The sequence below is a fragment of the Microbacterium sp. ZW3a genome (assembly GCF_057167165.1).
This window is the reverse complement of the sequence record NZ_CM169903.1, coordinates 233,908-251,103: the sequence shown is the minus strand read 5'-3', so window position 1 is coordinate 251,103 and position 17,196 is coordinate 233,908. Positions and strand designations below refer to the sequence as shown.

General features: G+C 71.5%; 16 protein-coding genes and 1 pseudogene. 10 read left to right on the top strand and 7 right to left on the bottom strand.

Going from position 1 to position 17,196, the window contains the following annotated elements:
* Nucleotides 1-131: 131 nt before the first annotated feature.
* Nucleotides 132-563, bottom strand: a complete 432-nt coding sequence (locus ACU6WY_RS01205; protein WP_483820667.1) for a DUF1622 domain-containing protein — start codon at nt 561-563, stop codon at nt 132-134.
* 153 nt (nt 564-716) lie between these two features.
* Here ACU6WY_RS01205 and ACU6WY_RS01200 point away from each other — a divergent pair, with 153 nt between their 5' ends.
* The 3 genes from ACU6WY_RS01200 (at nt 717) to ACU6WY_RS01190 (ending at nt 2,735) form a co-directional block, all read left to right on the top strand.
* Nucleotides 717-1,055 carry a GNAT family N-acetyltransferase gene (locus ACU6WY_RS01200; protein ID WP_483820666.1) on the top strand — a complete coding sequence of 113 codons (339 nt, stop codon included), beginning with the start codon at nt 717-719 and terminating at the stop codon, nt 1,053-1,055.
* The gene (locus ACU6WY_RS01195; protein WP_483820665.1) at nt 1,052-2,074 is read left to right on the top strand and encodes a pirin family protein; all 1,023 of its coding nucleotides are present in this window, start codon (nt 1,052-1,054) and stop codon (nt 2,072-2,074) included. Before ACU6WY_RS01200 ends, ACU6WY_RS01195 begins: the two co-directional genes overlap by 4 nt.
* A gap of 109 nt (nt 2,075-2,183) precedes the next feature.
* Nucleotides 2,184-2,735, top strand: a complete 552-nt coding sequence (locus ACU6WY_RS01190; protein WP_483820664.1) for an ECF transporter S component — start codon at nt 2,184-2,186, stop codon at nt 2,733-2,735.
* 27 nt (nt 2,736-2,762) lie between these two features.
* Here the strand turns inward: ACU6WY_RS01190 and ACU6WY_RS01185 are convergent, their stop codons facing one another.
* Complete coding sequence (locus ACU6WY_RS01185) at nt 2,763-3,347, bottom strand: TetR/AcrR family transcriptional regulator (RefSeq protein ID WP_483820663.1); 585 nt, start codon at nt 3,345-3,347, stop codon at nt 2,763-2,765.
* A 57-nt stretch (nt 3,348-3,404) separates the two neighbouring features.
* On the opposite strand from ACU6WY_RS01185, the gene ACU6WY_RS01180 reads away from it, so the two are divergent.
* Nucleotides 3,405-4,169, top strand: coding sequence for an SDR family NAD(P)-dependent oxidoreductase (locus tag ACU6WY_RS01180; RefSeq protein ID WP_483820662.1), 765 nt, complete (start codon nt 3,405-3,407; stop codon nt 4,167-4,169).
* An 18-nt stretch (nt 4,170-4,187) separates the two neighbouring features.
* Here ACU6WY_RS01180 and ACU6WY_RS01175 read toward each other — a convergent pair whose 3' ends face one another.
* The 3 genes from ACU6WY_RS01175 to ACU6WY_RS01165 are packed head-to-tail and all read right to left on the bottom strand — an operon-like array spanning nt 4,188 to nt 6,873.
* Nucleotides 4,188-4,754, bottom strand: a complete 567-nt coding sequence (locus tag ACU6WY_RS01175; protein WP_483820661.1) for a hypothetical protein — start codon at nt 4,752-4,754, stop codon at nt 4,188-4,190.
* Nucleotides 4,751-5,095, bottom strand: a complete 345-nt coding sequence (locus ACU6WY_RS01170; RefSeq protein WP_483820660.1) for a hypothetical protein — start codon at nt 5,093-5,095, stop codon at nt 4,751-4,753. Before ACU6WY_RS01170 ends, ACU6WY_RS01175 begins: the two co-directional genes overlap by 4 nt.
* Complete coding sequence (locus tag ACU6WY_RS01165) at nt 5,092-6,873, bottom strand: TIGR03767 family metallophosphoesterase (RefSeq protein WP_483820659.1); 1,782 nt, start codon at nt 6,871-6,873, stop codon at nt 5,092-5,094. The genes ACU6WY_RS01170 and ACU6WY_RS01165 overlap by 4 nt, the downstream gene beginning before the upstream one ends.
* 149 nt (nt 6,874-7,022) lie before the next feature.
* On the opposite strand from ACU6WY_RS01165, the gene ACU6WY_RS01160 reads away from it, so the two are divergent.
* Together ACU6WY_RS01160 and ACU6WY_RS01155 are read left to right on the top strand one after the other, a co-directional pair.
* Nucleotides 7,023-8,771, top strand: a complete 1,749-nt coding sequence (locus ACU6WY_RS01160; protein WP_483820658.1) for an ABC transporter ATP-binding protein — start codon at nt 7,023-7,025, stop codon at nt 8,769-8,771.
* On the top strand, nt 8,768-9,544 hold the full coding sequence (locus ACU6WY_RS01155) for an energy-coupling factor transporter transmembrane component T family protein (RefSeq protein ID WP_483820657.1): 777 nt from the start codon (nt 8,768-8,770) through the stop codon (nt 9,542-9,544). The genes ACU6WY_RS01160 and ACU6WY_RS01155 overlap by 4 nt, the downstream gene beginning before the upstream one ends.
* A 7-nt stretch (nt 9,545-9,551) precedes the next feature.
* Here ACU6WY_RS01155 and ACU6WY_RS01150 read toward each other — a convergent pair whose 3' ends face one another.
* Nucleotides 9,552-10,661, bottom strand: a complete 1,110-nt coding sequence (locus tag ACU6WY_RS01150) for a M15 family metallopeptidase (RefSeq protein WP_483820656.1) — start codon at nt 10,659-10,661, stop codon at nt 9,552-9,554.
* Between the two features lie 121 nt (nt 10,662-10,782).
* Here ACU6WY_RS01150 and ACU6WY_RS01145 point away from each other — a divergent pair, with 121 nt between their 5' ends.
* Nucleotides 10,783-11,886, top strand: a complete 1,104-nt coding sequence (locus tag ACU6WY_RS01145; RefSeq protein ID WP_483820655.1) for an Rv2578c family radical SAM protein — start codon at nt 10,783-10,785, stop codon at nt 11,884-11,886.
* A gap of 52 nt (nt 11,887-11,938) precedes the next feature.
* Here the strand turns inward: ACU6WY_RS01145 and ACU6WY_RS01140 are convergent, their stop codons facing one another.
* Complete coding sequence (locus ACU6WY_RS01140; protein ID WP_483820654.1) at nt 11,939-14,239, bottom strand: DEAD/DEAH box helicase; 2,301 nt, start codon at nt 14,237-14,239, stop codon at nt 11,939-11,941.
* A 410-nt stretch (nt 14,240-14,649) separates the two neighbouring features.
* Between ACU6WY_RS01140 and ACU6WY_RS01135 the strand changes: the two genes are divergently transcribed.
* From ACU6WY_RS01135 to ACU6WY_RS01125, 3 genes and pseudogenes are all read left to right on the top strand, one after another.
* A complete protein-coding gene (locus tag ACU6WY_RS01135; RefSeq protein ID WP_483820653.1) occupies nt 14,650-15,273 on the top strand; it encodes an antibiotic biosynthesis monooxygenase in 624 nt (207 codons plus the stop codon).
* The gene (locus ACU6WY_RS01130) at nt 15,270-16,175 is read left to right on the top strand and encodes an aldose 1-epimerase family protein (RefSeq protein WP_483820652.1); all 906 of its coding nucleotides are present in this window, start codon (nt 15,270-15,272) and stop codon (nt 16,173-16,175) included. Before ACU6WY_RS01135 ends, ACU6WY_RS01130 begins: the two co-directional genes overlap by 4 nt.
* A 163-nt stretch (nt 16,176-16,338) precedes the next feature.
* Nucleotides 16,339-16,986 (top strand): annotated as a pseudogene (locus tag ACU6WY_RS01125) (DUF998 domain-containing protein); the annotation flags it as partial.
* Nucleotides 16,987-17,196: the final 210 nt, after the last annotated feature.

The following is a 17,196-nucleotide window of genomic DNA, read 5'->3' as shown; positions in this document are numbered from 1 at the left end:
CCCGGGTGCCGACACCGACCGCGGGCGGACGAGCTCGCGGTGGACAAAACCGGCGTCGATCACGACGGGGACGACGGGTTCGAGCCCCCGTCCCACGAGCAGATCGGCCGCGGGGCCCGACGACGCCGGCATCACGACGACGTCGGTTCGGCTCCCGGCTCGCCCGATCGCGCTCGATCGCGCCCGATCTCGCGACCGACCAGGGTCGCCCCCGACGTCAGCAGCGCGCGCCGCCAGGGCAGCGTGCCCTCGATCTCGATCTGAATCGACATCGACAGCACGGTGCGGATGAGCACGATGATGCCGAGGATCAGGGCGTCCTCCATCGAGGGCTTCGACGTGATGGTGCGGATGAGGTCGGCCGCGACGAGGACCTCCAGTCCGAGCAGGATCGCGCCGCCGAGGGTTCTGCGGAGCGTCGCGAACGCGGCCTGGCCGCCCTCGCCCCGCGAGAGTGTCCGACCCGCGAGAACGACGGCGACGGCGAAGCCGGCCACCATCGCGGCCGCCCCGATCAGCTCGAAGGCGATCGCGACGCCCACGAAGACCTCTTCCAGACTCACGCCGCCAGCATAGGTGCCGGGTCGGCGGTCGGTGAGGAGCGGGGGCCGACGCGCCCCGTCACGCGCGACTGCCGTTCGGGAGCCGTCAACGGGGATGGCGGAACAGCACGCGCCCTGCGAACGTTGGGAACAAGACCAACGACCGGAGGCGACATGACCAACGACATGACCGTGACCCGCAACGACGACGCCCACCGCTACGAGGTGCACGTGGACGGCCAGTTGGGCGGGTTCCTGGAGTTCCGTCCCGCGGGCGAAGGCCGCATGACGCTCCCCCACACCGAGATCGACCCGACGTTCAAAGGCAGAGGACTCGGCACGGCCCTGGCGAGCGATGCTCTCGCCGACCTCGCGCAGCGCGGCGACAGCGTCATCCCGACCTGCCCGTTCGTCGTGCATTACCTGCAGGAGAACGATGTGCCGGGCCTGATCATCGAGTGGCAGAACGAGAGCGACGCGATCGATTCGGCGGACCCGAGCGAACCGGCATGACCCGCCTCGACGTCGCCCCACCGGAATCCGAGGGCCCCGTCGAGTGCGACGGACCACGCGCGCTCGTCGTCGAGGCCCGCGAGGTCCCGCTGGGCGGCGTGCGCGGCATGGAAGTGCACCGCACTCTCCCGCATCGCGCGCTGCCGATGGTGGGGGCGTGGTGCTTCCTCGACCGGTTCGGACCGCAGGAGACGCTCATGCGCGTCGAACCGCACCCCCACATCGGGCTGCAGACGGTGACGTGGCCGATCGTCGGCGAGGTGCGGCACAGGGATGCCGTGGGCAGTGACGTCGTGGTTCGGCCCGGAGCCCTGAACCTCATGACGAGCGGCGCGGGCATTGCGCACTCGGAGTACTCCGTCGGCGACGGTCCGATCCCATTGGACGCGCTGCAGCTCTGGGTCGCCCTCCCCGAAGGCCGCCGGCACGGCGCCCCCGCGTTCGAACGGCACGAGAACCTCCCCGTCCTCGACCTCGGCGGCGGCGCCGACGCGGTCGTCGTCATGGGATCGCTGGGCGCGGTGAACTCGCCGGCCACCGTGCACACCCCGATCGTCGGAGCGGAGCTGCGACTTCCGGCCGGCGTCGCCGTTCGCGTGCCACTGCGCCCCGACTGGGAATATGCCCTCTACGGCATGCTCGGTTCCGCGGATGTGGAGACGGGCGTGGATGCCGTGGACGCCGACGCCACGCGGCGCTCGGCGCCCGTTCCGAGCACCGGGGGCACGGCATCCGTCGATGGCTCGCGCTTGCTGTACCTGGGCACCGGGCGCGATCACATCGACATCGTCAGCGCCGAGGGAGCGCGGGTGTTCCTGCTCGGCGGGGAACCGTTCGAGGCAGACATCGTGATGTGGTGGAACTTCGTCGGCCGCTCACACGACGAGATCGTCGAGGCGCGTGAGGCGTGGGAGGCCGACGCCCCGCGTTTCGGCGCCGTCATCGACCACGGCCCCGAGCGCATCCCCGCGCCGCCGCTCCCCGCGGTGCGTCTAACGCCGCGTCGCCGCCGCGTGTAGGTCGGGTCTCTGCCCCAGCGAACCCCGACACACGACGTCGGCTTGAGCGGCACCCCTCTTTTGGTGCGCATCCCACGAACGGATGCCGCGACGCCGATACGCTGATCCCGTGTCGACCTCGCGTCTTTCCACCCGAGTCCTGCTGGTCTGTGCCGCGATCGGCGTCGGGACGGGAATCCTCGGCGGCGCGGCCGGCTGGCTGACTCTGGTCGTGCTGGCAACGGCCCCCTGGGCCTACGGCCTCGTGCTGGGCTCGCACGTGCTGCCCGGCATCATTGCGCAGCAGGTCGTGCGCCGAGCGTGGGTGGCGCTGCTCACCCACGTGCTCGCGGCCCTGGTCGCCAGCGCCATGGCCCCGCAGTGGACCTTCCGCTTCCTCGGCACGGCGATCCTGTTCGGCGGCATCCAAGAGGGCGTCGCCGCCCTCACCCGCTACCGCGTCTGGGCGGCCGCCCGGTTCTTCGTGTCGGCCGTGATCATCGGCCTGATCGTCGCGGTCGCGGTGTGGTTCGCCGCCGACATCAGCGCTCTCGCCCCGTGGGCGCAGGTGACGTATCTCGTGGTGGGAGTGCTCGGTCCCGTGGTGTGGACCGCCGCCGGAATCGCGATCGGGTCGGGGCTGCGCGGAACGGGCGTCGCGCGCGGCCTGTCGCGGCACTAGCCGACGCGCACGCGCCACTGACGTCGCCTAGGGCGTATCGCTCACGCTGGTGTCGAGTGCTCGCGCGGTAAGCGTCAGGATGTCGCGGGCGAGCGCCTCGTCGTCGCGTCCGGCGCGCAAGCCCGCGGGCACCTGATCATCGAGGAGGAGCCCGGCGAGGCCGTGCACGAACGACCACGAACTGATGAGCGCGTCCCCCGGTGTGTCATCACCGAAGGCACCGCGCATCACCGTGGCGGCTGACGCGGCGCTCGCGACGGACTCGTCGCTCTCACCGCCGGCCGCGCCCGAGAACATGAGGCGGAAAAGGGCCCGGTGCTCGAGCGCGAAGCGCACGTAGGCGAGCCCGCTCTCGACGAGGGCGTCCCGCGGGTCCGAGATGTCGGCGCGGGATGCGGCGAGCTTGTCGAACCCGGAGGCGGCAAGAGCCGCGAGCAGCTCGTCCTTGCTCGCGAAGTGGCGATAGGGCGCGTTGTGTGACACGTCTGCGCGCCGGGCCACCTCGCGAAGGCTCAAGGCACCGACGCCGCCCTCCTCGAGGAGCTCCTCGGCGACGTCGAGGAGCCGGGTTCTGAGGTCGCCATGGTGATACGGGCGCGCCGAAGTTGACATTGCCAACATTCCTTCCCTACGATGTGGTCACTGCCAACATCCTAGGGGACAATCATCATGAACAAGAGCATCACTCCCGATCGCGACGTCTGGATCATCGGAGCCTCTCGTGGCCTCGGCCATGAGATCGCACGCCAGTACGCGAGTGCCGGTCGGTCGGTCGTCGGCTTCGCGCGATCCGTGATCGCCGACGTCGCACCCTTCCGTCAGGTGGCGGCACTCGATGTGAGCGACGATGTCGCAGTCGACGCGACCATCGAGCGCACCATTCGCGAGCGCGGCACGCCTGCACTCGTGGTCTACCTGGCGTCGCAGCTCTACCAGGGCAGCATCCTCACCCGGGGGGACGACAACCTCGTCCGCGAGGTCGATGTCACCTACCTCGGGTTCGTCCGGGTGGCGCGCGCACTCGCCCGCCACAAGGATGCGGCCCACGTCACCCGTCTCGTCGCTACGGCCTCGACGCTCGGGTACATCGGCACCCCGTCGCTCGACAACTTCAGTGCCGCGAAAGCCGCTCTCATCTCGTTCGCGCGCTCGGCGCGCTACGAGCTCGGCGCTCGGGGCATCGAGATCGCCATCGTCTCGCCGCCGCATATGGAGAACGGTGCAGATCTCATCGGTCCCCAGCGCTACCCGATGTCGTGGGCCGCACCGCGGTTCGCGCGGGAAGCGGCAGGCCGACGCTCCGAGTACCTTCTCGGAGCGTCGAACCGCAGTATGCAGGCCATGACGCGATACGTGCCCGGTCTGGCACGGTCGATCATGCAGGGCATCGGCGCCGACGCTCTCGAACGAGGCGCGTCGAGCATCCGCGCCTAGGCCGCTTTGCTCAACGGCCTAGCCGACCCGCACGCGCGGGGGGCGCACCGCGAGCCGCGCCCAGGCCCGGGCGAGCACAGCGGCCACCGCACCGACGACCACCCACGTCGCGAACGAGCCGAGCCCCCCGGTGACGAAGAAGCCGAGCAGCAGTGCGGCCACGACGAGCACCACGATCGCCAGCGCGGTCAGCAGGGCGAGCAGCACGGCCCGGACCGGATGCCACGCGAACGCCCGCAGGCCGCTCCACGCCGTGGCATCCGCGTTTCCGGCCGGCGAGACGACCACGAAGGCGATGAGGAGAGCGGGGATCAGGGTCGCGGTCGAGACGATTGCCAGGACGCCGACCACGACGAGCGCGATCACCACGGCGGCGAGCGCGCGGAGGACTCGCGAGCGGAGGGGGCCGGGAGCACCGACGAGCACGACGACGACGGTCGCCGTGGCGACGAGCGCCAGCACCGACCCGGCCAGAAGGGACACGAACCCGAGGGATGCCGCGGGCGTCCGTGCCGGGATCACGCACAGCGCCTGCACGACGGCGTTCCCCAGCACGACGGCCGCGATGAGCAGGACGCGCCTCACGGGGCGACCCCCGCGGCCTGGTCGATCACGGCGCTGACGCTGCCGGTGAACAGGGTGTCGGACTCGATCGTGACGGTGAAGCTGTCGGGGTCGGTCGACGGCGAGGTGGCGGTGATGGCCTCGCCCGCCGCTGTCGTGCCCGTGCACGAGACCGCCCCGTCGTCGGCGGTGCACGTCGGCACGGCCTCGAGCGCGATGCCCTTCTGCTGCAATACGTCGATGGTGGCGAAACGCACCTCCGTGAGGTGGTTGCCGCCCACAGGGGCGATCGCGGCGACCTGCGAGCAGCCGGCCAGGGCGATGACCGCCACCAGAGGCAGTGCGAAGAGAGCGCGCCTCACAGTCCCCGCTCCGTCTCGTACGCGAGGATCCGTGCCCGCTCGGTCACGTGCTGCGCCTCGAGCTGCGCGTCGGTGATCACCGAGAGGTCGAACGGCGCCGGCAGTAGCAGCTCGGTGTTGCGGTCGAGCGGTGAACCGCGGCGCATGAGCGGCGTCTCGGCCCAGTCGTTGGCGGCGAGCTCGCGGCTTCGGGATGCCAGGTCGGCGACGGAACCCGAGGAGCCCGGCACGGCCGGCGAGGCGTGGTCGAGCACGGTGGTGAACAGCGACAGGGTGCCGTCGCGGTTGTCGACGATCTCGACCACCTGCTGCTGCTGCGGGAAGTCGATGCACGACGCCGTCGTGATCTCCCAGAAGCCGCCGGTCGCGTTCGTGTGGGCGAGGATCTGGTTCAGGTGCGTGTGCCCGTTGAGCCACCCGACGACGACGGGGAACTCCAGCAACATCGCCACGAACTCCTCGGCGCCGTAGAGCTTCTCGTCCATGCCCGGCCGGGTGGCGCGGTTCTCGAGCGTCAGGCTGTTGTGGTGGCTGAAGATCAGCGCGAGCACCTGGTCGCGCTGCGCGATCTCGAGCTGCGCGCGCAGCCACCGCATCTGCGACTCGGGCACCGCTCCATCGGGACCGGCGACGGCGTTGCACGTGTCGAGTCCGAACGCGCGCACCCGCGGGCTGAGGTCGGCCTGCCACCACGTCTCGCCCGAGGTGAGGTTGTGGGCGGTGAACCCGTGTCCGATCGGGCCGGGCGTGGGCTCGGTGCGGAAGTGCTCGGCCATGAAGTCGCGCTGCTCGAACAGGTACCGCTCGGGGTTGGCCGTGACGTCCATGAACCCCGGACCCCCGGATGCCAACCCCAGGGCCGCGAGCGTCTGCGCGAGGACGCTCGTGCCCGCGGCCCAGCCTTCGAGGGCCGTGGAGGCCGTGGCATCCAGGGTGTACGACTTCCGGGCGCCGACAGCGAGCGATCGCAGCTGCGGGCTGACGTCGAACGTGCCGAGCAGGAGCGTGTCGTGGTTGCCGTACACCGCGTACCAGGGGGCGGGAAGACCCACGGACTCCACCGGCTGCGCGATGGCCTGGGCGAGCAGGTCGGGCAGGCGGGGGAACCCGTAGTCGCCGAAGGCGCCGCCGCGCGGGTCGCCGGGGCGATACGCCCACGTCGCCTCGCTCCAGGCCTGCACGCCCTGCCACTCGGGGCCGCCGGTCGCGGGGTCGACAGAGAGGCCGTCCATGAGGTCGATGTACCAGCGCAGCTCGAGGTGCGAGTGCATGTCGGCGCTGTCGCCCGTGACGATCGCGGCGCTCATCGGGGCGCCGGAGAGCGGGCTGTACCGGGCGTCGGAGAAGGCCTGCACCATGGCCGCGGTCGCGTGCGGGCTGAGCGGATCCTGCGGGTGAAACGCCGACCCCCACGCCGAATGGTCTTGCACGATCATCGGCTCGATGCGGCCGGGCGACTGCGCCTCGATCACGTGCAGGTCGGAGAGATGCCCGAGGTACAGCAGTGAGCGGCGGGCGGTGGTGCGGGCGGCCGACGGCGAGCGCCGCAAGACGTCGATGCGCGGGAGGTACGGCTCGCCCGGCCCCGTCGTGAGCGTGCGGTACTTCCCCGACAGGATCGACCCCTGCCGGATGGTCTGCAGGAGGGTCGACGGAATGTCAACCGACGGTGTCGCCGCGCGGGCGAGGTGCGGCGCGAGCACGTCGAACCCGAGCCCGGTCGCGGCGGCAGCGGCGGCGGTGGCGTGCAGGAATTGGCGGCGGGACAAACCGGTCACGAGATCATCCGTTCGGGCGGAGGAGATCTCGAATGTATCGCCCCCTGCCGAGGAGCGTCGACACCCGCGGCGTGCTTCGACGTCAAGAGGACAGAACCGGGAGGTAAGGGGCGCCTAAGTAGACTGGAGTCCTCGCCGACAGGACTCCCGTGACCACCCAGCCGCACACGACGCCCACGGCGCCCCACACGGGCGTCGGCGCTCTCCTGCGCGTGCGGAATGTCGCGGTCACGCACTTCGAGGCAACCCGTGCGACGCCCGCCGACGTGAGCTTCGACGTCTTCCCCGGCGAGGTGGTTCTCGTGCTCGGCCCGAGCGGCTCGGGCAAGTCGACCCTCGCCCTGGCGATGAACGGGCTGATCCCCCACGCCGTTCCCGCCGAGGTCGCCGGCACCGTCGTCGTGAACGGGCGGGATGCCGCGACCACCCCGGTCGCCGAGCTCGCGCAGACCGTGGCCATGGTCTTCCAAGACCCCGACGCCCAGCTGATCACCGGCACGGTGCTCGACGAGGTGTGCTTCGGACCCGAGAACCTCCGGCTGCCGGTCGCCGACGTGCTCGCCCGGGCCGAGGCCGCCCTGCGCCGCGTCGGCCTGTGGGACCGTCGCGACGATGCGCCCGACGTGCTCTCGGGCGGCGGGCGGCAGCGTCTCGCGATCGCCTGCGCCCTCGCGATGGGGTCACCGCTCCTCGTGCTCGACGAGCCGACGGCCACCCTCGATCCCGCCGGAGTCGCCGACGTGTACGCGGCCCTGCGCGACGTCGTGGCCGCGGGCGACCGCTCGATCGTGCTGATCGAGCACGACCTGGATGCCGCGATGGGGCTCGTCGACCGGGTCATCGCCCTCGACGGCGCGGGACGCACGGTCGCCGACGGCGGAGTCGACGCGGTGCTGCGCGACCGCGCCGAGGAGCTGCACGCGCTCGGGGTGTGGCTGCCGACCGCGACGCTCGCGGCCCTGCGCCTGCGCCGCGCGGGGTACGCCCTCCCGCGCCTGCCGGTGATGCCGGGCGAACTGCGGGCGGCGCTCGAGGACGCGCCCGCTCCCGCCGTGGCATCCCCCCCTCGCCCGACGCGCCCGCGGCCGACCGGTGACGCCGTCGTGCGCGTGCGCGGCCTGCGCGTAGACCGCGGCCGCACGCGGGTGCTGCACGGAATCGACCTCGAGATCGGCGCGGGCGAATTCGTCGCCGTCGTGGGCGCGAACGGGGCGGGCAAGACCACCCTGGCCCAGGCGATCGCCGGGGTGCGCCGCCCGCCGCGGGGCGCCGTCCACGTCGACGGGATCGACGTGCGCCGCGCCGACGCGCGCACGCTCGCGCGCCACGTGGGCTTCGTCTTCCAGAACCCCGAGCACCAGTTCATCGCGACCACCGTCTTCGACGAGATCGCCCACGGTCTGCGGCGCCCACGCCTGCCCGAGGGCGAGGTGCGCGAGCGCACCGCGGCGCTGCTCGAACGCTTCGGGCTGGCCGACAAGGCCGACGTGCACCCGTTCCTCCTCTCGGGCGGGCAGAAGCGCCGGCTGTCGGTGGGCACGGCGCTCGTGGGCGGTGCCCGTCTGCTCGTGCTCGACGAGCCCACGTTCGGTCAAGATCGTGCCCGCGCCGACGAGCTGCTCGCGCTCCTCGACGACCTCCGCACCGAGGGGACGACCATCGTCGCGGTCACGCACGACATGCAGCTCGTCGCCGAGCACGCCGACCGCGCGGTCGTGGTGGATGCCGGGACCCTCGCCGCCGACGGCCCGGTCGACGCCGTGTTCGCCGACGACGCCCTGCTCGCCCGCACGGGCCTGGTGGCTCCGCCCCTGCGCCGCGCGCTGGCGGGGGTGCAGCGGCATCCGGAGCTCGCGGGCATCACCCGGATGCGCGACCTTCCCGGGAGTGACCGGTGACCGCGGTGGTGGCCGCCCCGATCGCACGAGGCGCGTTCCTCGGGGCGCTGAACCCGCTCGCCAAGATCGCCGCACCCCTCCCCGCGATGATCGCGCTGGTGTTCGTCCGCGACCTGGCCACGCCCGCGGCGTTCCTCGCGCTTGCCTCCGCTCTGCTGCTCGTCGGCGCCCGCCTCACGCCGCGCACGCTCATGCTCCTCGGGCTCGTCGTGCCGGCGTCGGTCGTCGTCGTCGGGCTCGGGTTCGCGCTGTGGGTCGACCCCGAGCGAACGGATGCCACGGCCTCGGTGCTGCGCATCGGCGACTGGGCTCTCACCGACGGAGCGCTGGCCATCGGCCTCGCGACCGGTCTGCGGCTGGCCGCGATCATGACGCTCGCGTTCATCGGCGGCCTCACCACCGCGGGAACGGATCTCGTGCGCGCGCTCGTGCAGCAGCTGCACGTGCCGTACCGCGTGGGGTACGCGGCGCTCGCGGCAATCCGGTTCGTGCCCCGATTCGGGCACGAGCTCGAGGTCATCCGGCAGGCGCACCGGGTGCGAGGGGCGAGCGGCGGACCGCTCACGGCCCCGGCGCGCTGGGTGCGGACGGTGGTGCCGCTGCTGGCGGGAGCCATTCGGCACGCCGAGCGGGTGGCCCTGGCGATGGATGCCCGCGCCTTCGGCGCGCACCCCGACCGCACCGAGCGGCACACCATGCCCTGGCGACGCCGCGACACCGTCTTCGTGGTGGCGTTCTGGGTGGTCTCGGCGGCGGTGTTCGTCGCGGTCTGACCCCGGGTCAGTACGTCGGCGCGGGCGGCAGCCCGAAGAACTCCTCGAGCGTCGTGTAGCCGCCGTCGTGGTAGGCCTTCGCCAGTTCGGGGCCGATGTAGCGCAGGTGCCAGGCCTCGGGCTCGTAACCGGTGACGTCGATGCGCCCGACGTCGTAGCGGGTGATGAAGCCGTACTCCCACGCGTGATCGCGCACCCACGCGCCCTGCGACGATCCGGCGACGTCGTCGAGCGTGCCGCACGACCTGTTGCACGGCACGATGTCGACGGCGAGCCCCGACTGGTGCTCGCTGAAGCCGGCGCGCGCGCTCTCGCGATCGGCTTCCTCGACCCCGCCGACCGCGACGCGACCGGCGTAGGTGTCCTGCTGCGTGGAGTACGAGCGGAACGCACTCAGGTACCCGATCTCGCCCGCTCCCGCGTCGGCCGCCGCCCGCACCATCGCCGTCAGCGCGTTCGCGGCGGGCGCACGCACGGCCGACTCCTCGAGCGCCCGCACCCCGTCGGGCATGACGAGATCGCCCGGGCGATAGTCGGAGGGATCGTAGGGGCGCTGCTTGTTGACCACGACCCACTGCCGGTCGGCATCCGAGAGCGAGACGCAGGGGGCGATCCCGGATGCCACCGCGGCGCGGAAGGCTTCTCCGCCACCGACAGCGGCGATCGCCGCCCCGTCGTCGCCCGCCGCGAGAGCCCCGGTGAAGGCGGGATCGTCGCACGGCGTCGTGGGCGCGGGGGCCGCGGCGAGCACGGGAACCGGGAGCCCTTCCGCGGGGACGGCCGGGGGGCCGGCGAGCGCGGCAGCGACTTCGGGAGCAGCGCCCGCGTCCGCGGCATCCCGGTTCTCGCCGGCGGTCGCCGTTCCGATCGCTACCGCGGATGCCGCCACGACCACCGCGCCGAGCGCCAGGGCGGCGAGACGGCGGCGCACCAGCGCGGAACGGGTACTCCACCACGTGCGCGCGGACCTCGGCGCCGCGACCTCTTCCCGCACGCGACGTCGCGAGGGCGGCGGGCCGGCGGGGGTGGGCGGGAGGGTGAGGGCCGCCGTCGCGCGTCGCTCGGCCTCCGCGCGCGCGGCGCGACGGGGCGAAAGCTCGGGATCAGGGGACGACACTCGACCCATTCTCGCCCGGGTACCTGTGCGAGACGAATGCAGCGAGGCGACCCGCCCGCGCGGATTCGAGAGTTCCCGGCATCCGCTTGCCCTTTATTCGAATCTCTGTTCCCATAGAGCGATGAGATGGCAGGGTCAGCAACTGAGCGTCGACGACACCGCGGCGCTCCCGGGCATGGAGCGAATGGACGGGCTCGTCCGCTCCGTGACGACGCCCGAATTCGCGGGCATGACCTTTCACGAGGTGATGTGCAAGACCGCCCTCAACCGCGTACCCGGGGCCTCGGCCATGCCGTTCGACTGGACGGTGAACCCCTACCGGGGGTGCAGCCACGCCTGCGCCTACTGCTTTGCCCGCAAGACGCACGAGTACCTCGACCTCGACTCGGGCGCCGACTTCGACTCGCAGGTCGTCGTCAAGGTGAACGTGGCCGACGTGCTCCGCATGGAACTGCGCCGCGGGTCCTGGGCGCGCGAACCCGTGATGCTGGGCACCAACACCGACCCCTACCAGCGGGCCGAGGGGCGCTACCGGCTCATGCCCGGCATCATCGACGCGTTCGCCGAGAGTCGCACACCGTTCTCGATCCTCACCAAGGGCACTCTGCTGCGCCGCGACCTTCCGCTGCTGACCGACGCGGCGAAAGAAGTGCGCGTCTCCCTCGCTCTGTCGATCGCGGTGTTCGACGACGCCCTGCAGCGCTCGCTCGAACCCGGCACTCCCACCGCCGAGGCGCGGCTCGAGACGGTGCGCGCGGCGACGGCCGCCGGGTTCCGCGTGACGGTGTTCCTCATGCCGATCCTCCCCCACCTCACCGACTCGATCCCCGCGCTCGATCACGCGCTCTCGCGCATCCGGGCGGCCGGCGCGGTGCGCGTCGTGTACGGGGCGCTGCACCTGCGACCGGGGGCGAAGCAGTGGTTCCTGCGGTGGCTGGAACGCGAGCACCCGCACCTGATGTCGTCGTACCGCGGGCTGTACCCCGGGGTGTCGGTCCAGGCGCCGCAGGCCTACCGGAAGTGGCTCGGTAAGCGCATGCACCCGCTCCTGCGGATGCACCGGCTCGACGGCTGGGACGAAGACGACCACCCGCGCGGTCGCCCGCAGCCGGGGCTCGCCGCCCGCGCCCCCGAGACACCGCGGCTCGGGCCGGTGCGCACCACCGGGCCGACGGCATCCGGTCGCCCCCGCGTGGCTCCGGCGAGCGAGCCGACGCTGTTCTGAAACGACGAGAGCCCCGGCCGCGCGATGGCGGACGGGGCTCTCGGAACAGTGATTACGACGTGACGTCGGCGAGCTGGCGACCGGCCAGCTCCTCGAGGACGTCGTCACCGAGACGCGTCTCTTCGAACGGCGCCTCGATCTCGGCCCGGTCGAGCATCTCCGTCATGCGGCGACGGCGCTGACGCGTGATGAGCGTCACGACCGTGCCCCGACGGCCCGCGCGACCCGTGCGGCCCGAGCGGTGCAGGTACGTCTTGTACTCGTCGGGAGCGTCGGCCTGGATCACCAGGTCGATGTCGTCGACGTGGATGCCGCGAGCGGCGACGTCGGTGGCCACGAGCACGTTGACGCGACCCGACGTGAGCTTCTCGAGGTTGCGGGTGCGCTTCTGCTGGTTGAGATCACCGTGGAGGGCGACCGCGGCGATGCCGGACTCGCCGAACTGCTCCGCCAGCATCTCGGCGTACGCGCGGGTGCGGGCGAACACGAGGGTCTTGCCCGCGCGGTCGACGAGCGAGTCGAGGATCTCGGCCTTGTCGCGGTGCTCGATCACGAGCACGCGGTGCTCGATCGTGCCGGAATCCTGGTCTTCACCGGCGACCTCGTAAACGGCGGGCTCCACGAGGAACTCGTCGACGAGCGCGGCGACCTCACGATCGAGGGTGGCCGAGAAGAGCAGCTTCTGGCTGCCGTCCGCGGTCGCGCGAAGAATCCGCTGCACGGGCTCGAGGAACCCGAGCTCGCACATGTGGTCGGCCTCGTCGAGAACGGCGATGCTGACGTCGGAGAGGTCGAGCTTGCCCTGGTTGAGCAGGTCTTCGATACGGCCGGGGGTGCCGACAATGATGTCGACGCCCTTCTTCAGTGCACCGACCTGACGCGCCTGCGGCACACCGCCGTAGATCTGCGTCGTGAACAGGCCCACGCTGCGCGCGAGCACCTGCACGGTGCGGTCGATCTGGAGCGCGAGCTCCCGCGTGGGGGCCAGAATGAGGGCCTTCGGGGAACGGCCGAACTCGCGGCGCTGACCGGCCTGCGAACGCAGAATGCTCTCGACCAGCGGAGCACCGAACGCGATGGTCTTGCCCGAGCCGGTGCGGCCGCGGGCGAGCACGTCGCGCCCCTCGAGGATCGGGGTCACGGTCGCCGCCTGGATCGGGAAGGGGCTCGCCGCGCCGAGACCCGCGAGGGCGCGGACGAGGTTGTCGCCCAGCCCGAGGTCGGAGAAGCTCGCCTCTGCGACGGTCGCGGCGTCGACGGCCTCCGCCTGCAGACGCTCGTGCACGACATCGACGCGGTCCTCGTGCTCGGCCGAGCGCTTCGGCGTCGCGTTCCAGTCGGAGCGGCTCGGTCCGTCGGTGCGGCGCGGGCGGTCGTCACGGCGCGGACGCTCGTCGCGCGGCTCGAAGGAGCGGGCGGGGCGATCGGTACGCGGCTCGAAGGAGCGCGCGGGACGGTCGTTGCGCGGCTCGAACGAACGGGCCGGACGGTCGTTGCGGTCGAACGACCGCGCCGGACGGTCGTCGCGGGCGGGCCGGTCATCACGGTTGAACGAGCGGGCCGGACGGTCGTCGCGGGCGGGCCGGTCATCACGGTTGAACGAGCGTGCCGGACGGTCGTCACGGGCCGGACGGTCATCACGGGCCGGACGGTCATCACGGCGATCGAACGAGCGCGCGGGGCGATCGTTGCGATCGTTGCGATCGAACGAACGGGCCGGACGGTCGTCACGGTTGAACGAGCGGGCCGGACGGTCGTCGCGGTTGAACGAGCGCGCAGGACGGTCGTCACGGGCGGGACGGTCGTCACGGGCGGGACGATCACTCCGGTCAAAGGACCGCGCCGGACGATCGTTACGGTCGAACGAGCGAGCCGGACGGTCATTCCGGTCGAAAGAGCGCGCGGGGCGATCGTTGCGGTCGAACGACCGAGCCGGACGGTCGTCACGGGCCGGACGGTCGTTGCGGTCGAACGACCGCGCGGGGCGCTCGTCGAACGAGCGGCGCGGGCGATCGTCACGACGCTCGAACGAGCGGGCGTCACGGTCGTCGCGGCCGCGGGGCGCAGCATCCCGCTCGGGACGCGCGTAGCGGTCGTCTCCGCGAGCCTGGCTGCGGATCCCGCGGGCCTCGTCGCGACCGACGCGGTCTTGCGCGGTCCAGCGACCCTTGACGGGGGCGGCGTCGGCTTCGGGAGCGCGGTAGCCGCGGTGGTTCGGGCTCTTGCTGCCGGCCTTCTCGGGAGCCTCGGAGCCGGGGCGGCGCTTGCGGTCCTGGAACGACGTCTTCGCTCCGTAGCGCGGCTCGAAGTTCTTCGCGGCGCGACCGCCGGCGGGCTTCTTGTTCTTGGGCATGGGTGTCCTTCTGGGTTCTGTTCGCGCGAAACAGCGGCACCGCAGGGCGCGGTGCGAACCCGGACATGCGTCGGCCGGGGGCCATTCACTAGTGATGGTCGAGACGCGATCGCGTTCTCTCCATCGGCCCCTTGGACTCACAAACCCATCCGCACACGGTGCGGTGTCCAGAGCCGACCTCTCTACGTTACAGGCGGCGCCTGGGAATGGCATCCATGTCCCCATCGTCGAGGCTCGTCCCACTCGTTGTCGCCTCGGCGGCGCTCAGACGGCAAGAAGTGGGACATGCTCCGCCGTAAGTGGGACATGCTCCGCCATAAGTGGGACGAGGCTCGACGGGAGCGACGGAACCGAGGCGACCGCTCGTCGCAGCCCGCGCGCGACACCCCTCCCTCCAGGAAGATGGACGCATGGCAGACACCGACGCCCACCCCATCACGGTGGCGATCGAGCGGCGCATCGACCCGACGCGCACCGCCGAAGCGACCTCCTGGATGCAGGCCGGCACCGACCTCGCGACCGCTTTCCCGGGCTTCCTCGGCTCGGGGTGGGTGCGCGCGGGCGAAGACAGCGACCTCTGGTACATGCTGTACCGCTTCCGCGACATCACGACCCTCGAGGGGTGGGAGACCTCATCGCAGCGGCGGTGGTGGCTCGACTCCGGCCGCCCCTTCGCCCGCGAAGAGCGCATCGAACGCCGCACCGGCATCGAGGGCTGGTTCGATGCGGCGTTCGGTGAGGTTCTCGTACCCGCGGATGCCACGACCTCACCGATCCAGGCCCCGGTGCCGACCGCGCCTCCCCGGTGGAAGCAGGCGGTGACGATCTGGGTGGGCTTCTTCCCCACCAACCTCCTGGCCAGCTGGCTGCTGGGCTTCGTGCCCGGGTTCGCCGAGGTCCCTCTCCCCCTGCGCGTCCTGGCGACGACGCTGCTGCTGACCCCGGTGATGACCTACGCCGTGCTTCCCTGGGTGACCCGCCTGCTGCGACCCTGGTGGCAGCGCCCACCCCGCCCCCGAAAGGCCTCGTCATGACCGCAGACCCCACCGGCCGCCGATTCCACCTGAGCGGGCCCCGCTCGTCCGCCGAGATCGCCCAGGTGGGCGCCGCGCTGCGCGCGCTCACCGTCGACGGCGTCGACCTGGTCCCGCGGTACCCCGACGATGTACCGACCCCTGCCGCGTCGGGCGTCGTCCTGGTTCCGTGGCCCAATCGCATCCGCGACGGGAAGTACACCTTCGAAGGCGTCGAGCGGCAGCTCGCGATCAGCGAGCCCGCTCTCGGCAACGCCAGTCACGGCCTGCTCCGCTTCGGCACCTACCAGCCCGCGGAGGAGTCGAAGGAACGACTCGTCCTCACCGCCGACGTCGTCCCGCAGACCGGATACCCGTTCCACCTCCGCACGCGCGTCACCTTCACCCTGCTCCCCGACGGCCTGCACGTCGCGCACGACATCGAGAACATCGGCGCCGCGACGGCTCCGGTGGCGCTCGGCGTCCATCCCTACCTGCAGATCGGCGGGGTGGACACCGCCGATCTCGTGGTGCGCTCCACGGGAACGACGACGCTCGTTCTCGACGACCGCAAGCTGCCGGTCGACGAGGTCCCGGTCGATGAGACGACCGATCTGCGCGAGGGTCGCCGCCTGGGCGACGTCGCCCTCGACAACGGCTACCGGGGACTGGAGAGGGATGCCGAGGGCCGTGCGCGTCACACCCTCACGGCCCCGGACGGCCGGTGGATCGAGCTGTGGCAGGACGCGGGATTCGAGTGGGCGCAGGTGTTCACCACGGACCGTTACCCGGGACACCCCCTCGCCGTCGCGGTCGAACCCATGACCGCTCCGGCGAACGCTTTCGCCTCGGGCGTGGGACTCGTCGCGCTCCCAGCGGGCGGAAAATTGCACCGCGAATGGGGCATCGCGTTCGGCGACTAAACCACTTTGTCCCCCAAATGGGGGACAAGGAATTGCTTTACCATCTGGGAAATTGCCAGATAAGGCCTTTCCTATGCGGGCGTTCGGAAAGTTACCATTCCCTTGACGGTTTCCGTCGCTGCCGGGGAGACCGAGGACCATCGTTCCCTCGGCTCCAACCCGAATGAGCCGACGGTGGCTGGGGTCTCGCGGTGTGGGGGGACATCCCGATCCGTCCACAAGGAAAGTGCCCGAAATGAGCATCGCGGTCCGCTCCACTGTCCCTGCCCCCAGCTTTCCCTTTTCGGTGCGGCGCCTCACACGGCGTCTGGATGCCGTCCCCACGATGCACCTCGCCGGGCTCGTGCTCGTGGTGCTCGTCGGCGGCATCCTCGCCTCGATCCTCACCACCACCGACCCCCTGTGGTGGCAGCTCCACTTCAGCCAGCTGGGCACGTTCGGTGACGTGTCGGCCGCATTCTTCAACACGACCCTCAAACTCGGTGGAGTGCTCGTCGTCGTCTTTGCCGTGCGCGTGCGGCGAGACCTCAGGCGCCTGGGGCGCCGCGCCGGCCGTCGGGGGGCTCCCTCGGCGGCTGCGTTTTTCTTGGCGGTCATCGGCGTGAATCTCGCCCTCGTCGGCTGCATTCCTCTGAACACCAACAAAGACCTGCACGACAAGGTCGCCGGAATGATGGTGCTCGGCTTCGCCGCCCTGCTCCTGAGCTCGCCGATCCTGTTGCACCGCCTTTCGCGGCGGCTGATCGCGGCAACGGCGATCGTTTTCGTGTTCCTTTTCGCCGGCGCCTGGCTCTTCGTTTCGGCGACGATCAACCTGGCCCTGTTCGAGGTCATCGCCTTCGGCGCGATGTTCGCCTGGTCGGGCGTGTTCACCCAGTGCCTCGCGGGCGCCACCGCACGCGCGGGTCAGTCCGACGCCGCCGTCCCCACCGTCGCCGAGGCCCCGGACGCCGCGGCCGTGGCGTCCGGCACCCGTCCGGTGCGACGCCCGCGTGCCGGCGCGCTTCGCCGTCGCCCGGTG